Annotated in this window: 14 protein-coding genes; all 14 read right to left on the bottom strand. The window is 66.3% G+C overall.

Annotated elements, in window-relative coordinates:
- Positions 1-11: 11 nt before the first annotated feature.
- On the bottom strand, positions 12-290 hold the full coding sequence (rpsS, locus tag ACVCAG_RS17210) for a 30S ribosomal protein S19 (RefSeq protein ID WP_012887835.1): 279 nt from the start codon (positions 288-290) through the stop codon (positions 12-14).
- Between the two features lie 11 nt (positions 291-301).
- Positions 302-1,138, bottom strand: a complete 837-nt coding sequence (rplB, locus tag ACVCAG_RS17205) for a 50S ribosomal protein L2 (protein ID WP_329089941.1) — start codon at positions 1,136-1,138, stop codon at positions 302-304.
- Positions 1,139-1,229: 91 nt separating this feature from the next.
- On the bottom strand, positions 1,230-1,532 hold the full coding sequence (gene rplW, locus ACVCAG_RS17200; protein ID WP_030912923.1) for a 50S ribosomal protein L23: 303 nt from the start codon (positions 1,530-1,532) through the stop codon (positions 1,230-1,232).
- Entirely contained in the window at positions 1,532-2,179 is a 648-nt protein-coding gene (gene rplD, locus ACVCAG_RS17195; RefSeq protein WP_344746698.1) for a 50S ribosomal protein L4, read from the bottom strand. Before rplD ends, rplW begins: the two co-directional genes overlap by 1 nt.
- Positions 2,176-2,829 carry a 50S ribosomal protein L3 gene (gene rplC / locus ACVCAG_RS17190; protein ID WP_329089937.1) on the bottom strand — a complete coding sequence of 218 codons (654 nt, stop codon included), beginning with the start codon at positions 2,827-2,829 and terminating at the stop codon, positions 2,176-2,178. Before rplC ends, rplD begins: the two co-directional genes overlap by 4 nt.
- Before the next feature lie 14 nt (positions 2,830-2,843).
- A complete protein-coding gene (gene rpsJ, locus ACVCAG_RS17185; RefSeq protein WP_030912931.1) occupies positions 2,844-3,152 on the bottom strand; it encodes a 30S ribosomal protein S10 in 309 nt (102 codons plus the stop codon).
- Between the two features lie 334 nt (positions 3,153-3,486).
- Positions 3,487-4,680, bottom strand: a complete 1,194-nt coding sequence (tuf, locus tag ACVCAG_RS17180) for an elongation factor Tu (RefSeq protein WP_362839969.1) — start codon at positions 4,678-4,680, stop codon at positions 3,487-3,489.
- 159 nt (positions 4,681-4,839) lie between these two features.
- On the bottom strand, positions 4,840-6,888 hold the full coding sequence (gene fusA / locus ACVCAG_RS17175) for an elongation factor G (RefSeq protein WP_440071015.1): 2,049 nt from the start codon (positions 6,886-6,888) through the stop codon (positions 4,840-4,842).
- 87 nt (positions 6,889-6,975) lie between these two features.
- Positions 6,976-7,446, bottom strand: coding sequence for a 30S ribosomal protein S7 (rpsG, locus tag ACVCAG_RS17170; protein ID WP_012887827.1), 471 nt, complete (start codon positions 7,444-7,446; stop codon positions 6,976-6,978).
- A gap of 2 nt (positions 7,447-7,448) precedes the next feature.
- Positions 7,449-7,667: a hypothetical protein gene (locus ACVCAG_RS17165; RefSeq protein WP_440082810.1), complete on the bottom strand. Its 219-nt coding sequence runs from the start codon at positions 7,665-7,667 to the stop codon at positions 7,449-7,451.
- A gap of 580 nt (positions 7,668-8,247) precedes the next feature.
- A complete protein-coding gene (locus ACVCAG_RS17160; RefSeq protein ID WP_350970959.1) occupies positions 8,248-12,135 on the bottom strand; it encodes a DNA-directed RNA polymerase subunit beta' in 3,888 nt (1,295 codons plus the stop codon).
- 27 nt (positions 12,136-12,162) lie between these two features.
- Complete coding sequence (gene rpoB / locus ACVCAG_RS17155; RefSeq protein WP_440082809.1) at positions 12,163-15,630, bottom strand: DNA-directed RNA polymerase subunit beta; 3,468 nt, start codon at positions 15,628-15,630, stop codon at positions 12,163-12,165.
- A 443-nt stretch (positions 15,631-16,073) separates the two neighbouring features.
- Entirely contained in the window at positions 16,074-16,598 is a 525-nt protein-coding gene (locus tag ACVCAG_RS17150) for a hypothetical protein (protein ID WP_440082808.1), read from the bottom strand.
- On the bottom strand, positions 16,595-17,122 hold the full coding sequence (locus tag ACVCAG_RS17145) for a hypothetical protein (protein ID WP_440082807.1): 528 nt from the start codon (positions 17,120-17,122) through the stop codon (positions 16,595-16,597). The genes ACVCAG_RS17150 and ACVCAG_RS17145 overlap by 4 nt, the downstream gene beginning before the upstream one ends.
- Positions 17,123-17,208: the final 86 nt, after the last annotated feature.

Here is a 17,208-nt window from a genome sequence, read left to right as displayed (position 1 = left end):
TCCTGAGGCGCTTATCGCCGGCTGCGGCGGTCTTCCTTGACGTGGCTGCGGAAGGTTCGCGTCGGAGCGAACTCACCCAGCTTGTGGCCGATCATCGACTCGGTGACGAACACCGGGACGTGCTTACGGCCGTCGTGAACGGCGATCGTGTGACCAAGCATGTCGGGCACGATCATGGAGCGCCGCGACCACGTCTTGATGACGTTTTTGGTGCCCTTCTCGTTCTGGACATCCACCTTCTTCTGAAGGTGGTCGTCCACGAAGGGACCCTTCTTAAGGCTACGTGGCATTTTGGCTGCTCCTACCGCTTCTTCCGCTTGGTACGACGGCGGATGATCAGCCGGTCGCTGGCCTTGTTCGCCGCACGGGTACGTCCCTCGGGCTTGCCCTTGGGGTTGACAGGGTGACGACCGCCGGAGGTCTTACCCTCACCACCACCGTGCGGGTGGTCGACCGGGTTCATCGCGACACCGCGGACGGTGGGGCGCTTGCCCTTCCACCGCATCCGGCCGGCCTTGCCCCAGTTGATGTTGGCCTGCTCGGCGTTGCCGACCTGGCCGATCGAGGCCCGGCAGCGAACATCGACCTGGCGCATCTCGCCGGAGGGCATACGCAGCGTGGCGTACTGGCCCTCCTTGGCGAGGAGCTGGATCTGCGCGCCGGCGGACCGGCCCAGCTTGGCGCCACCACCCGGACGGAGCTCCACCGCGTGGATGAAGGTACCGGTCGGGATGTTGCGCAGCGGGAGGCAGTTACCCGGCTTGATGTCGGCCGTGGGGCCGTTCTCGATGTTGTCGCCCTGCTTGAGGCCGGTCGGGCAGAGGATGTAGCGCTTCTCCCCGTCGGCGTAGTGCAGCAGCGCGATGCGGGACGTGCGGTTCGGGTCGTACTCGATGTGAGCGACCTTGGCCGGGATCCCGTCCTTGTCGTGACGCCGGAAATCGATGATCCGGTAGGCGCGCTTGTGGCCACCACCCTGGTGACGGGTGGTGACTCGGCCGTGGACGTTACGGCCACCCTTGCTGTGCAGGGGTGCAAGCAGCGACTTCTCGGGCGTGCTGCGCGTGATCTCGGCAAAGTCCGAGACGCTGGCGCCGCGGCGACCCGGGGTCGTCGGCTTGAGTTTACGGATGCCCATCTTTTTCGTTCATCCTTCGTCGGTTAATCCGGTCGAATGCCCCTCACCAGGCGGCGAGGGGCTTTCTCCCTGTACTTACTGAGCGAGCGCGTCAGCCGATCTGGCCGAAGATGTCAATCCGGTCGCCCTCGACCAGGCTGACGATGGCTCGCTTGGTGGCCGGGCGCTGGCCGTAGCCGAACCTGGTCCGCTTCCGCTTGCCCTGGCGGTTGATGGTGTTGACGCTGGCGACCTTGACACCGAAGATCTTCTCAACGGCGATCTTGACCTGCGTCTTGTTGGCCGTCTTCCGCACCAGGAACGTGTACTTGTTGTGCTCGTCGATCAGGCCGTAGCTCTTCTCGGAGACAACCGGCTTGATGATGATGTCGCGCGGGTCGGCGATCTTCTCCATCAGGCGTCTTCCTTCCCGCTCTTGCTCAGACGCGCCACGATCTGGTCGTAAGCGTCCTGAGTGAAGACGACGTCGTCGTAGCAGAGCACGTCGTAGGTGTTGAGCTGCCCGGCGTCCAGAAGGTGGACCTCGGGAGCGTTGCGCAGGCTCAGCCAGCTGAGCTCGTCACCCTCGTCGACGACGACCAGGACGCTGCGGGCCTTGGTGAGCCTGCGAAGCGACTCGAGAGCCGCCTTGGTCTTCGGGGTCTCCCCCTCGACCAGACCGCTGACCACGTGAACGCGGCCGCCGGTCGCCCGGTCGGACAGGGCCCCGCGCAGGGCGGCGGCCTTCATCTTCTTGGGAGTCTTCTGGGAGTAGTCCCGCGGAACCGGGCCGTGGACGGTGCCACCGCCGGTGAACTGCGGGGCGCGGGTCGAACCCTGGCGGGCGCGGCCGGTGCCCTTCTGGCGGTACGGCTTCTTGCCGCCGCCTCGAACCTCACCGCGGGTCTTCGCCTTGTGGGTGCCCTGCCGGCGAGCGGCGAGCTGGGCCACGACGACCTGGTGGATCAGCGGGATGTTGACCTTCGTGCCGAAGATGTCCTCCGGCAGGTCGACGGTGCCGGCCTTCTCACCGCGTACGTCGAGGACGTCAATGGTGCTCACTTGGCAGCCCCCTTCTTGGCGGCGGTGCGGACCAGGACCAGGCTGCCGTTGGCGCCGGGGATCGCACCCTTGATCAGGATGAGGCCCTTCTCGGCGTCCACGGCGTGAACCTTGAGGCTCTGGACGGTCGTGCGGACGTTGCCCATCCGGCCCGCCATGCGCACGCCCTTGAAGACGCGGCCGGGGGTGGCGCAGCCACCGATGGAACCGGGCGAGCGGTGCTTGCGCTGCGTACCGTGCGAGGCGCCGAGGCCCTTGAAGCCGTGGCGCTTCATGACACCCGCGAAACCCTTGCCCTTGCTCTTGCCCGTCACGTCGACGAACTGGCCGGCCTCGAAGGTGTCGGCGAGGAGCTCCTGGCCCAGGGTGTAGTCGCTCGCGTCGTCGGTGCGGATCTCCGCGAAGTAACGGCGCGGGGTGATGTCGTGCTTGCGCAGGTAGTCGCCGAGCGGCTTGTTGACCTTCCGCGGGTCGACCTGGCCGAAGCCCAGCTGGACGGCGGTGTAGCCGTCCTTCTCGGCGGTGCGGACGCGGGTCACGACGCACGGGCCAGCCTCGACGACGGTCACCGGGACCATCCGGTTGTCCGCGTCGAAGACCTGGGTCATGCCGAGCTTCTTGCCCAGGACGCCCTTGATCTTGTTAGCCATGTCAGTGCGTTCCCTCAGAGCTTGATCGAGATGTCAACGCCGGCGGGAAGGTCGAGTCGCATGAGCGAGTCGACCGTCTTCGGCGTCGGGTCGATGATGTCAATCAGCCGCTTGTGCGTGCGCATCTCAAAGTGCTCGCGGCTGTCCTTGTACTTGTGCGGCGAGCGGATGACGCAGTACACGTTCTTCTCGGTCGGCAGCGGCACCGGGCCCGCGACCTTGGCGCCAGTCCTTGTCACCGTCTCGACGATCTTCTTGGCCGAGACGTCGATGACCTCGTGGTCATAGGCCTTGAGCCGAATGCGGATCTTCTGTCCCGCCATAATGGCCTCGGTGTCCTTCACTGTCGTCTGAAAAAGTTACGTGCGGCCTGTTGCCGCTGTGTCATGGCCGGGTCCGTCCGGGACGGTCCCGCCACGTCGTGCCGGAGCACGTCGCGCCCTGGGGCGGCGTTCTCCGCACATGCCCCACGTAGCAGACGCTGTGAGTCCGCGCTTTCTTCCGTGATCTGGCAATTAGTTCGGTCATCCTTCGGCCGAACCAACTGCGAGATCACGGTTCGTGGGGTCCTGCCGGGGTCCGCGCCCTGCGGCGCGGTCCCCTCGTGGGGAGGCGGCCGGCCCTGCGTCGAGGGCCGACCGCCACTCCGCGATCGTACTACTTGATGATCTTCGTCACTCGACCCGCACCGACGGTGCGGCCACCCTCACGGATGGCGAACTTGAGACCGTCCTCCATCGCGATGGGCTGGATCAGCGCGACGTTCATCTCCGTGTTGTCGCCGGGCATGACCATCTCGGTGCCCTCGGGGAGGTTCACCACGCCGGTCACGTCGGTCGTACGGAAGTAGAACTGCGGGCGGTAGTTGTTGAAGAACGGGGTGTGGCGGCCGCCCTCGTCCTTGCTCAGGATGTAGACCTGGGCCTCGAACTCGGTGTGCGGGGTGGTCGTGCCCGGCTTGATGATGCACTGGCCGCGCTCGACGTCCTCGCGCTTGATGCCGCGCAGGAGCAGACCGACGTTGTCACCCGCCTGGCCCTCGTCGAGGAGCTTGCGGAACATCTCGACACCGGTGACCGTGGTGGTGGTCTTGGTCTCCTTGATGCCGATGATGTCGACGGTCTCGTTGACCTTGACGATGCCACGCTCGATACGGCCGGTGACGACCGTGCCGCGACCGGTGATCGAGAAGACGTCCTCGATCGGCATCAGGAACGGCTTGTCGGTCTCACGGGTCGGCTCGGGGACGTTCTCGTCCACGGCGGTCATGAGCTCGATGATCGAGTCGCCCCACTTGGCGTCGCCCTCGAGCGCCTTCAGCGCCGAGACGCGGACGACCGGCAGGTCGTCGCCGGGGAACTCCTGGGCCGAGAGGAGCTCACGGACCTCGAGCTCGACGAGCTCCAGGATCTCCTCGTCGTCCACCATGTCGGACTTGTTGAGGGCCACGACGATGTAGGGGACGCCGACCTGGCGGGCCAGGAGGACGTGCTCCTTCGTCTGCGGCATCGGACCGTCGGTGGCGGCGACCACGAGGATCGCACCGTCCATCTGAGCCGCACCGGTGATCATGTTCTTCACGTAGTCGGCGTGACCGGGGCAGTCCACGTGGGCGTAGTGGCGCTTCTCGGTCTGGTACTCGACGTGCGCGATGGAGATCGTGATACCACGAGCCTTCTCCTCGGGCGCCTTGTCGATCTTGTCGAACGGGGTCGCCTCGTTGAGGTTCGGGAAACGCTCGTGGAGCACCTTGGTGATCGCCGCGGTCAGAGTGGTCTTGCCGTGGTCGATGTGCCCAATGGTGCCGATGTTTACGTGCGGCTTGGTCCGCTCGAACTTGGCCTTGGCCACTGCTCTCTCCTTAGAGATTCTGACGTGACTTGCGTCTTCATATTCGGGCTTGGGGAGGCCGGCCCTTCTCGGAACCGGCCGGCGAGAGGTATCTCGCCCCGCACCCCTCCGGTGGCGGGGTGACGATCTCTCGCCTCCCGCACTCGGAACGGTGCTGGACTACTCGCCCCGCACCTTCGCGACGATCTCCTTGGCGATGTGCGCAGGCACTTCCGCGTAGGAGTCGAACTGCATGCTGTAGCTCGCGCGTCCCTGCGTCTTGCTACGGAGGTCTCCCACGTAGCCGAACATCTCAGAGAGCGGCACGAGCGCCTTGATGATCCGGGCGCCGGAGCGCTCGTCCATCGCCTGGATCTGCCCGCGGCGACCGTTGAGGTCACCGATGACGTCACCCATGTAGTCCTCGGGCGTGGTGACCTCGACGGCCATCATCGGCTCCAGGATTACGGCGTCCGCCTTGCGCGCGGCCTCCTTGAAGGCCATCGAGCCAGCGATCTTGAAGGCCATTTCGGACGAGTCCACCTCGTGGTAGGCGCCGTCCTGCAGGGTGACCTTGACCCCGACCATGGGGTATCCGGCGAGAACACCGAACTCGGCAGCCTCCTGGGCGCCCGCGTCGACCGAGGGGATGTACTCCCTCGGGATACGGCCACCGGAGACCTTGTTCGAGAACTCGTAACCGTCGTTGCCCTCGCCCAGCGGCTCAATGTCAATGATGACCTTGGCGAACTGGCCGGAACCACCGGTCTGCTTCTTGTGGACATAGTCGACCTTCTCCACCTTGCGGCGGATGGTCTCCCGGTAGGCCACCTGAGGCCGGCCGATGTTGGCCTCGACCTTGAACTCGCGGCGCATCCGGTCGACGAGGATCTCCAGGTGGAGCTCGCCCATACCCCAGATGACCGTCTGCCCGGTCTCGTCGTCACGCCGGACCTGGAAGGACGGGTCCTCCTCGGCCAGACGCTGGATCGCGGTGCCCAGCTTCTCCTGGTCACCCTTGGTCTTGGGCTCGATGGCGACGCTGATGACCGGCGCCGGGAAGTTCATCGACTCCAGGACCACGGGGTGAGCCGGGTCCGACAGGGTGTCACCGGTGGTGGTGTCCTTCAGACCCATGACGGCGACGATCTGACCCGCGACGGCCGACGGGCGCTCTTCGCGCTTGTTGGCGTGCATCTGGTAGATCTTGCCGATCCGCTCCTTGCGGCCCTTCACCGAGTTGACCACGGCGGTGCCGGTCTCGAGCGTGCCCGAGTAGATGCGGATGTAGGTGAGACGGCCCAGGTGCTGGTCGCTCATGATCTTGAAGGCGAGCGCGGAGAAGGGCTCGTTCACGTCGGCGTGACGCTCGATGACCTCCTCCTCCTTGCCGACCGCGTGGCCCTTGAAGGCCGGGATGTCGATCGGGGCGGGGAGGTAGGCGACGATCGCGTCGAGCAGGGGCTGGACGCCCTTGTTCTTGAACGCGGTGCCGGTCAGGACCGGGTTGATGGCGCTGGCCAGCGTGGCGCGGCGGATGGCCGCGACCAGCTGCTCCTCGGTGGGCTCGACGCCCTCCAGGAAGAGCTCCATCAGCTCGTCGTCGTTCTCGGAGACCGTCTCGACGAGCTTGTCACGCCACTCGCGAGCGATCTCGGCGTGCTCGGCCGGGATGTCGACGGTCTCGTACATCTCGCCCTTGGCCGCCTCGGCGCTCCAGAGCAGACCCTTCATCTTGACCAGGTCGATGACGCCCTTGAAGTCGGCCTCGACGCCCCAGGGAAGCTGGATGACGGCGGGGGTCGCGTTCAGGCGGCTGATCATCATGTCGACGCAGCGGTGGAACTCCGCGCCGACCCGGTCCATCTTGTTGACGAAGCAGATCCTGGGCACTTCGTAGCGGTCGGCCTGACGCCAGACCGTCTCGGACTGCGGCTCGACACCGGCGACGCCGTCGAACACGGCGACGGCACCGTCGAGGACGCGGAGCGAGCGCTCCACCTCGATCGTGAAGTCCACGTGGCCCGGCGTGTCGATGATGTTGATCGTGTGGCCGAGCCATTCGCAGGTCGTGGCAGCGGAGGTGATGGTGATACCACGCTCCTGCTCCTGCTCCATCCAGTCCATCGTGGCTGCGCCCTCGTGGACCTCACCGATCTTGTAGTTGATACCGGTGTAGAACAGGATGCGCTCGGTCGTCGTGGTCTTGCCCGCGTCGATGTGGGCCATGATCCCGATGTTACGGACCTTGGCCAGGTCAAGAGCGGTCGTGGTGGCCACTTCTCTCGCGTCCTCGTCGTCTCGTCGAACCCGCTGTTACCAGCGGTAGTGGGCGAAGGCCTTGTTGGACTCGGCCATCTTGTGGGTGTCCTCGCGCTTCTTGACGCTTGCGCCGAGGCCGTTGCTGGCGTCGAGCAGTTCGTTCATGAGGCGCTCGGTCATGGTCTTCTCGCGGCGGGCGCGGGAGTACTGCACCAGCCAGCGCAGGGCCAGGGTGGTGCTGCGCGCCGCGCGCACCTCGACCGGGACCTGGTAGGTCGCGCCACCGACACGGCGGCTGCGGACCTCAAGGGTGGGCTTGACGTTGTCCAGCGCGCGCTTCAGGGTGACGACCGGGTCGTTGCCGGTCTTCTCCTTGGCGCCTTCGAGGGCGCCATACACGATGGACTGGGCGATGGATCGCTTGCCGTCCAGGAGCACCTTGTTGATGAGCGCGGTGACCAGGGGCGAGTTGTGAACCGGGTCAGCCATGAGCTGACGACGGCCAGGAGAACCCTTGCGAGGCATTCCTACTTCTCCTTCTTCGCGCCGTAACGGCTACGGGCCTGCTTGCGGTTACGGACACCCTGGGTGTCGAGCGAGCCGCGGATGATCTTCTTCTTCGGGGTCGTGGTGTAAACGCGCATGCAGGTGCCGCGTCGCTGAGGGCTGGCCTTGAGCGCCGGGGTCTTGGTCTTGGTGACCTTGTCCTGGCGGCCCTTGCGGACCAGCTGCTGAATCGTGGGCACCGCGTCTCCGTTCGTGCTAGCCGGTAATTCGAATGTGATGCATTTTGCAGGTACTGCCGGTGTCATGACCTGCGGTTCTTTCATCCCCTCCGACCCACGCGGTCGGGCGTGTCGCGTAGGTTCCGCGCCACATCCCGGTTAAGGCCGGTCCGGTGGAGGAGGCCACGCGGCGCCTCTGCCGACTCCCCAATGGGAAACCTGTCGACGCGCACGCATGAAGGCCCATGAAGACATGGGCACGAAGGAAAAGACTACCCAGCCCAACGCAACACGTCAAAACGGTTGCACTCGCCAGGCGCCGGCGTTCGTGTCATGACTCCCGCGATCGGTTTCCGACCGACCGCTTCTGGGTCCGTGTCGAGTTTACCCGCCGCGGAGCACTTCTCCGGCCGTTCTCCGCATTAACGTACGGCTTTCACCGCAACATTCCGGTCAAGAAAGGTCCACATCCCCAGCTACCGGGCCTGCGGGAGGGAAAAGCACCGGCGCCGGGGAGAGGCGCGCGGAAAAGGCGACGGCGCCCGGCCCCCTTCCGGGGACCGGGCGCCGTTCGTGGCCACTCTCGGCCGGCTGCGACCGCTTAGCGGTTGTACTGCCCGAAGTCGTACTCCTCCAGCGGCACGGCCTCACCGGAGCCCGAGCCGAAGGTGTAGTCGGCCGCGGAGCCGTCGTAACCGCCGACGGTGTACATGGCGGCCTTGGCCTCCTCGGTGGGCTCGACCCGGATGTTGCGGTACTGGGGCATGCCCGTACCGGCCGGGATGAGCTTTCCGATGATGACGTTCTCCTTGAGGCCGAGCAGCGAGTCCGACTTGGCGTGGATCGCCGCGTCGGTGAGCACTCGGGTCGTCTCCTGGAAGGACGCCGCGGACAGCCAGGACTCGGTGGCGAGCGAGGCCTTGGTGATACCCATCAGCACCGGGCGTCCGGAGGCCGGCGTGCCGCCCTCCGCCACGCACTCGCGGTTGATCCGCTCGAAGCGCGGCCGCTCGACGAGCTCACCGGGCAGCATGTCGGCGTCGCCGGACTCCAGCACGTTCACGCGCTTGAGCATCTGCCGCACGATGATCTCGATGTGCTTGTCGTGGATCGACACACCCTGCGAGCGGTAGACCTGCTGGACCTCCGCCACGAGGTGCAGCTGCACGGCCCGGGGGCCGAGGATGCGCAGCACCTCGTTGGGGTTGACCGCACCGGCGATCAGCTGCTGGCCGACCGTGACGCGCTGCCCGTCGGAGACCAGCATGCGCGACCGCATCGACACCGGGTACGCGACCTCCTCGGAACCGTCGTCCGGGACGATCACGATCTTCCGCGTCTTGTCGGTCTCGTCGATGCGGACCCGGCCCTCGGCCTCGCTGATCGGGGCGACACCCTTGGGGACGCGCGCCTCGAAGAGCTCCTGCACACGGGGCAGACCGTGGGTGATGTCGGCGCCCGCCACACCACCGGTGTGGAAGGTCCGCATCGTCAGCTGGGTGCCGGGCTCGCCGATCGACTGGGCGGCGATGATGCCGACCGCCTCGCCGACGTCCACGAGCTTGCCGGTCGCGAGCGAGCGGCCGTAGCAGGTGGCGCAGACACCGATCTTGGCCTCGCAGACGAGCGCGCTGCGGGTCCTGACGGTCTCCACACCGGCCTCGACCAGCGCGGTGACGTGGATGTCGTTGATGTCGACGCCCACCGGCACGATGATCTTGCCGTCCACCTCCACGTCCTCGGCGAGGATGCGGCCGTGCACGTTGCTCTCGGCGTTCTCCGCCTTGACCAGGTTGCCCTGGGCGTCGCGCTCGCCGACGTGCAGCGGGACGCCGCGGTCGGTGCCGCAGTCGATCTCGCGGACGATGACGTCCTGCGCGACGTCCACCAGACGACGGGTCAGGTAACCCGAGTCGGCGGTCCGCAGCGCGGTGTCCGCCAGACCCTTCCGCTGGCCGTGGGTGGAGATGAAGTACTCCAGCACCGACAGGCCCTCGCGGAACGAGGCCTTGATCGGACGCGGGATCGTCTCACCCTTGGTGTTGGACACCAGACCACGGATTCCGGAGATCTGCCGGACCTGCATCAGGTTTCCTCGGGCGCCCGACTGGACCATCATCCAGACCGGGTTGGTCTTCGGGAACGCCTTCTGCATGTCGTCGGTCACGTCACTGGTCGCGTGCGTCCAGATCTCGATGAGCTCCTGACGGCGCTCCTCGTCCGTGATCAGACCGCGCTCGTACTCACGCTGGACCTTGTCGGCCCTGCGCTCGTACGTCTCCATGATCTCGGCCTTGTTCGGCGGCGCGATGACGTCCTCGATGGAGATCGTCACACCGGCCCTGGTCGCCCAATAGAAACCGGCGTCCTTGAGGGCGTCGAGCGCCGCGGCGACCTCGACCTTGGGGTACTTCTCGGCGAGCTCGTTGACGATGACCGACAGCTGCTTCTTGCCGACCTGCGAGTTCACGTACGGGTAGTTCGCCGGCAGGGTCTGGTTGAACAGGCACCGGCCCAGGGTGGTCTCCAGGCGGTAGCTGTCACCTGCCTCCCAGCCCTCGGGACCGGCCCAGCCGCGGGGCGGCGGGACGTCGCCCTTCATCCGGATCTGGATCAGCGACTGGATGTCCAGCTCGCGGCGGTCGAAGGCCATGAGCGCCTCCGACACCGAGCCGAAGACCCGGCCCCTGCCGACACCGTTCTCGTCCTCGTCCTTGAGCGTGGTCAGCGAGTAGAGGCCGATGATCATGTCCTGGGTGGGCATGGTCACGGGCTTGCCGTCGGCCGGCTTGAGGATGTTGTTCGTCGACAGCATCAGGATGCGGGCCTCGGCCTGCGCCTCGGCCGACAGCGGCAGGTGCACGGCCATCTGGTCACCGTCGAAGTCCGCGTTGAACGCGGTGCAGACGAGCGGGTGGATCTGGATGGCCTTGCCCTCGACCAGCTGCGGCTCGAAGGCCTGGATGCCCAGGCGGTGCAGGGTCGGCGCGCGGTTGAGCAGCACGGGGTGCTCGGTGATGACCTCTTCGAGGACGTCCCACACGACCGGCCGGGCCCGCTCGACCATCCGCTTGGCCGACTTGATGTTCTGCGCGTGGTTCAGGTCGACCAGGCGCTTCATCACGAACGGCTTGAAGAGCTCCAGCGCCATCTGCTTGGGCAGACCGCACTGGTGCAGCTTCAGCTGCGGGCCGACGACGATGACCGAACGGCCGGAGTAGTCGACTCGCTTGCCCAGCAGGTTCTGGCGGAACCGGCCCTGCTTGCCCTTCAGCATGTCGCTGAGGGACTTCAGGGGGCGGTTGCCGGGACCGGTGACCGGGCGGCCGCGGCGGCCGTTGTCGAACAGCGCGTCGACGGCCTCCTGGAGCATCCGCTTCTCGTTGTTCACGATGATCTCGGGGGCACCGAGGTCGAGAAGCCTCTTGAGGCGGTTGTTCCGGTTGATCACCCGGCGGTACAGGTCGTTCAGGTCCGAGGTCGCGAACCGGCCACCGTCGAGCTGCACCATCGGGCGCAGGTCCGGCGGGATGACCGGGATGCAGTCGAGGACCATCCCGTTGGGCGAGTTGCGGGTGTTCAGGAACGCCGACACGACCTTGAGACGCTTGAGCGCGCGGGCCTTCTTCTGGCCCTTGCCGCTGCGGATCGTCTCGCGCAGGTTCTCGGCCTCGAGAGCGAGGTCGAAGTTGGTCAGACGCTCCTGGATGGCCTGGGCGCCCATGCCACCGCGGAAGTAGCGGCCGAAACGGTCGCGCATCTCGCGGTAGAGCAGCTCGTCGCCCTCGAGGTCCTGGACCTTGAGGTTCTTGAAGCGGCTCCAGACCTCGTCCAGCCGGTCCAGCTCGCGCTGGGCCCGGTCGCGCAGCTGCCGCATCTCGCGCTCGGCGCCCTCGCGGACCTTGCGGCGCTGGTCGCCCTTGGCGCCCGCGGCCTCAAGCTCGGCCAGGTCGGTCTCCAGCTTGCGCTGGCGAGCCTCGATGTCGGCGTCACGGCGCTGCTCGATGTGCTGCCGCTCGACGGAGATCTTCGCCTCGAGCGACGGCAGGTCACGCTCGCGCATTTCCTTGTCGACGTGCGTGATCATGTAGGCCGCGAAGTAGATGACCTTCTCGAGGTCCTTCGGGGCCAGGTCGAGCAGGTATCCCAGACGGGACGGGACACCCTTGAAGTACCAGATGTGCGTGACGGGCGCGGCCAGCTCGATGTGGCCCATCCGCTCACGACGCACCTTGGCGCGGGTCACCTCGACGCCACAGCGCTCACAGATGATGCCCTTGAAACGGACGCGCTTGTACTTACCGCAGTAGCACTCCCAGTCGCGGGTCGGACCGAAGATCTTCTCGCAGAAGAGTCCGTCCTTCTCGGGCTTGAGCGTCCGGTAGTTGATCGTTTCGGGCTTCTTCACCTCGCCGTGCGACCACTGGCGGATGTCGTCGGCGGTCGCGAGGCCGATCCGAAGCTCGTCGAAGAAGTTGACGTCGAGCACTATGTAATCCCCTCCTCAGCTTCTAGATCAGACCTCTTCGACGCTGCTCGGCTCACGCCGGGACAGGTCGATGCCGAGCTCCTCCGCGGCGCGGAAGACGTCCTCGTCGGTGTCGCGCATCTCGATGGACATGCCGTCGCTGGAGAGCACCTCGACGTTCAGGCACAGCGACTGCATTTCCTTGATGAGCACCTTGAACGACTCCGGGATGCCCGGCTCGGGAATGTTCTCGCCCTTGACGATCGCCTCGTAGACCTTCACGCGGCCCAGGACGTCGTCGGACTTGATGGTGAGCAGCTCCTGCAGGGCGTAGGCGGCGCCGTACGCCTCCAGGGCCCAGACCTCCATCTCACCGAAGCGCTGGCCACCGAACTGGGCCTTACCGCCGAGCGGCTGCTGAGTGATCATGGAGTAGGGGCCGGTCGAACGGGCGTGGATCTTGTCGTCGACCAGGTGGAGCAGCTTCAGGATGTAGATGTAGCCGACGGAGATCGGGTGCGGGAACGGCTCCCCGGAACGGCCGTCGAACAGCTGGGCCTTTCCGTTCGCGCCGACCATGCGCCCGCCGTCCCTGTTGACCAGGGTGTTGTCGAGCAGACCGATGATCTCTTCCTCGTTGGCACCGTCGAACACCGGCGTGGCCATGTTGGTGCGCGGCTCGACCTCGGCGAAGCCCTTGTCGCGCAGCCGCTCGGCCCACGCCTCCTGGATGCCGGTGATGTCCCACCCTCTGGCGGCGATCCACCCGAGGTGGGTCTCCAGGACCTGGCCGACGTTCATTCGGCCGGGCACGCCCAGCGGGTTGAGGATGATGTCGACGGCGGTGCCGTCCTCGAGGAACGGCATGTCCTCGACCGGAAGGATCTTGGAGATGACGCCCTTGTTGCCGTGCCGGCCGGCCAGCTTGTCGCCGTCGGTGATCTTACGCTTCTGGGCCACGTAGACGCGGACCAGCTCGTTGACGCCGGGGGGGAGCTCGTCGCCCTCCTCGCGGCTGAACACGCGGACGCCGATGACCTTGCCCTGCTCGCCGTGCGGCACCTTCAGGGAGGTGTCACGGACCTCGCGGGCCTTCTCACCGAAGATCGCGCGAAGCAGGCGCTCCTCGGGGGTGAGCTCGGTCTCGCCCTTGGGCGTGACCTTGCCGACGAGGATGTCGCCCGGGACGACCTCGGCGCCGATGCGGATGATGCCGCGCTCGTCGAGGTCGGCCAGGACCTCCTCGGAGACGTTCGGGATGTCCCGGGTGATCTCCTCGGGGCCCAGCTTGGTGTCGCGGGCGTCGACCTCGTGCTCCTCGATGTGGATCGAGGACAGGACGTCGTCCTGCACCAGGCGCTGGGAGAGGATGATCGCGTCCTCGTAGTTGTGGCCCTCCCACGGCATGAACGCCACGAGGAGGTTCTTGCCCAGGGCCATCTCGCCGTCGTCGGTGCAGGGACCGTCGGCGACGACCTGGTTCACCTCGATCCGGTCGCCTTCCTTGACGATCGGCTTCTGGTTGAAGCAGGTGCCCTGGTTGGAGCGCTTGAACTTGGCGACCCGGTAGGTCGTGCGGGTGCCGTCGTCGTTCATCACCGTGACGTAGTCGGCGGAGACCTCCTCGACCACGCCCGCCTTGTCGGCGGTGATGACGTCGCCGGCGTCGGTCGCGGCACGGTACTCCATGCCGGTGCCGACCAGCGGCGCCTCGCTCTTGAGCAGCGGCACCGACTGGCGCTGCATGTTGGAGCCCATGAGCGCGCGGTTGGCGTCGTCGTGCTCCAGGAAGGGGATCATCGCGGTCGCCACGGACACCATCTGGCGTGCCGAGACGTCCATGTAGTCGACCTCGTTGGCGCGCAGGGACTCGAACTCCCCGCCCTTCCTGCGGACGAGCACGCGCGGCTCGAGGAACGTTCCGTCGGGACCGATCGGCGTGTTCGCCTGGGCGATGACGTGCCGGTCCTCCTCGTCCGCGGTCAGGTAGTCGACCTGGTCGGTGACCCGGCCGTCGACGACCTTGCGGTAGGGGGTCTCGACGAAACCGAAGGAGTTGACCCGGCCGAAGGAGGCCAGCGAGCCGATCAGACCGATGTTCGGTCCTTCCGGCGTCTCGATCGGGCACATGCGGCCGTAGTGCGACGGGTGGACGTCACGGACCTCGAAGCCGGCCCGCTCACGGGACAGACCACCGGGGCCCAGCGCGGACAGACGACGCTTGTGCGTCAGGCCGGCCAGGGGGTTGGTCTGGTCCATGAACTGGGACAGCTGGGAGGTGCCGAAGAACTCCTTGATCGACGCCACGACCGGGCGGATGTTGATCAGGGTCTGCGGCGTGATCGCCTCGACGTCCTGGGTCGTCATCCGCTCGCGGACGACGCGCTCCATGCGGGCCAGGCCCAGGCGGACCTGGTTCTGGATGAGCTCACCCACCGTGCGGAGACGGCGGTTGCCGAAGTGGTCGATGTCGTCGGTCTCGACGACGATCTCACCGTTGGCGCCGGGCATCTCGACCTCGCCGGCGTGCAGCCGGACGATGTACTCGATGGTGGCGACGATGTCGTCCTCGGTGAGCGTGCCCTGGGTGATCTCGCTGTCGACCCCGAGCTTCTTGTTGATCTTGTATCGGCCGACCTTGGCGAGGTCGTAACGCTTGGAGTTGAAGTACAGGTTCTCCAGCAGCGTCTGCGCCGACTCCTTGGTCGGCGGCTCGCCCGGGCGCAGCTTGCGGTAGATGTCGAGCAGAGCGTCGTCCTGGCCGGCCGTGTGGTCCTTCTCCAGGGTGGCGCGCATGGACTCGTACTGACCGAAACGCTCAAGGATCTGCTCGCTGGTCCAGCCGAGCGCCTTGAGCAGGACGGTGACGGCCTGCTTGCGCTTGCGGTCGATGCGGACACCGACGCTGTCACGCTTGTCGATCTCGAACTCGAGCCAGGCGCCCCGGGAGGGGATCACCTTGCATCCATAGAGGTCCTTGTCGGAGGTCTTGTCGACACTGCGGTCGAAGTAGACGCCCGGGGACCGGACCAGCTGGGAGACGACGACACGCTCGGTGCCGTTGATGATGAATGTGCCCTTGCCGGTCATGAGCGGGAAATCGCCCATGAACACGGTCTGGCTCTTGATCTCACCAGTGGTGTTATTGATGAACTCCGCCGTGACGAACATCGGGGCGGAGTAGGTCATGTCCTTGTCTTTGCACTCATCGACTGAGTACTTGGGCGGCTCGAACCGGTGATCGCGGAACGACAGGGACATGGTCCCGGAGAAGTCCTCGATGGGACTGATCTCCTCAAAGATCTCTTCGAGGCCCGACTGGGCCGGAACGTCCTTGCGCCCGGCCTGGCGAGCCGCCTCGACCCGCCCCTTCCACTTCTCGTTGCCGAGCAACCAGTCGAAGGACTCGGTCTGAAGAGCGAGAAGGTCAGGAACTTCTAGCGGCTCCTGAATTCGTGCGAAAGACACACGACGGGGACCGGCGGGTACGGCGAAGGCGTTGCGCGAGGCTGCCAACAGATGTCCTTCCGAGGGCTCGCGGCGGACTGACTACACGCACGCCAGACGACCATGCATCAGAGCACCAAAAGAAGCGGGTCGTCAAAGGGCAGCGCAAAGGGGCAGTGTAGCCGAACGGCATACACCTGTCCACTTCAGTCTCGCTGCAAGCTCCACGTTGGTCGCAGCATCGCCCGTCAGAGCCGAAACGTCAAGCCCGGGAGCTGACATTTCGGCCGGGAAATGGCCCAGACCTTGGGAGTTTTCCCACCGGGTGACCTGCGTACACCACAAGGCCGGAGACGATGCCCGACCTGGTGCGGCTGACGCTGAGTCACTCGGCGGATCGAACGCTAGCCGAGGGATCGACTGACGATCGACGCTGCCATGGCCGATGTACCCAACCGTGTGCCCAACCTAAACCAAGCCTTTACTAACAATTGGGTAAAGCGACGCGCCGATCAAGGTGGCGGAGGGTCTCCGAGCAGCGTGGAGAGCTCCGAGACCAGCCAGCGGGAGTCCTTCTTGACCATGATGAATCTGGCCCGGTTCTGGCTGACGACCCGGCGGGGCTCCTTCTCGCCCTCGGGGGTCCTGACGGTGCTCATGCTCATGAAGAGCAGCACCTCGACCCTGCCGAAGTCACCGGACTCCACCGACTCCACCCCGGCCCCGGTCACCGCGGCCTGCTGCACCGTCTTCTGCTTTCTCGCCTGCGCGGCCATGCTCCTGGCCAGCTGCCGGTAGTGCAGGCTGAGCGCCCCGGTGGTGTATCCGCCCGCTCTTGCGAAATCCTGTTCGATCGTACGATAGTCGTACGACAGCATGTCGGGGGCGACCGCGCGGGCCGCGGCGAGCGCCTCCCGCCCCGCCGTCTCGTCCGCGCGCAACCGGCTCAGGTCGGTGAACATGATCCAGACGGCCGCCGCGAGCGCGAGCGCGACGGCGACCATGAGCCCGATCGCCAGCCGGGAGACACGTCTCACAGCACCAGCTCCGCTTTGGACACCAGCCAGGCTCCCCCTACCTTGGTCACTTCCATGTTCCACCGGTAGAACCGCTCCTGCGGAGCGTCCTTGCTCCCGTCCCGCCGGACCACCGCGTCGCCCACCACCATCACCTGGGCGGTACTCCCCCTCAGTGAGACCAGCCCTGAGGCCCGCAGCGCGCCTGTTTGGAGGATCTTGTCCTTGACCGTGCTCTTCTTGAGCTCCGCGGCGGTCCTGGCGTACTCGGCCCTGGCCGCGCCCGTAGAGGTGCCGAGGATGCGCCCGATGTCGTCGTCGACGCTCCTGTAGCCCACGGAGAGCAGATGAACGGCGTGGGCCCCCGCCGCCCGCAGCGCCGCCTGCCTGTCGTCAGCGGCCGTCTGGGCGTCGCGCAGGGTGGCACCGACCCAGAACGCGGCGGCCAGCAGTCCGGCGATCAGCATTCCCAGCATCGGTACGGCGATCCTGAGCGGTCGCCGGGAGCGGCGCGAGCGACGGGAGCGGGTGGCGTGCACTGCCATGCGTCTCTCCCATCGCACGGTCTGCGGAACGCGGGCCGGCGAGCGCGGCTGCTTCGCCGCCCGGGACGGCATGCTCCCCGATCGCC

The sequence above is a fragment of the Streptosporangium sp. G12 genome (assembly GCF_052983175.1).
This window is presented reverse-complemented; position numbering and strand designations above follow the sequence as displayed.

What these genes read in the sequence shown, in the direction of transcription:
- rpsG (WP_012887827.1), bottom strand. Translation starts at nt 7,446, where the DNA reads ATGCCTCGCAAGGGTTCTCCTGGCCGTCGTCAGCTCATGGCTGACCCG.
- ACVCAG_RS17145 (WP_440082807.1), bottom strand. Translation starts at nt 17,122, where the DNA reads ATGGCAGTGCACGCCACCCGCTCCCGTCGCTCGCGCCGCTCCCGGCGA.
- fusA (WP_440071015.1), bottom strand. Translation starts at nt 6,888, where the DNA reads ATGGCCCACATCGACGCGGGCAAGACCACGACGACCGAGCGCATCCTG.
- rpsJ (WP_030912931.1), bottom strand. Translation starts at nt 3,152, where the DNA reads ATGGCGGGACAGAAGATCCGCATTCGGCTCAAGGCCTATGACCACGAG.
- rplB (WP_329089941.1), bottom strand. Translation starts at nt 1,138, where the DNA reads ATGGGCATCCGTAAACTCAAGCCGACGACCCCGGGTCGCCGCGGCGCC.
- rplW (WP_030912923.1), bottom strand. Translation starts at nt 1,532, where the DNA reads ATGGAGAAGATCGCCGACCCGCGCGACATCATCATCAAGCCGGTTGTC.
- rplC (WP_329089937.1), bottom strand. Translation starts at nt 2,829, where the DNA reads ATGGCTAACAAGATCAAGGGCGTCCTGGGCAAGAAGCTCGGCATGACC.
- rpsS (WP_012887835.1), bottom strand. Translation starts at nt 290, where the DNA reads ATGCCACGTAGCCTTAAGAAGGGTCCCTTCGTGGACGACCACCTTCAG.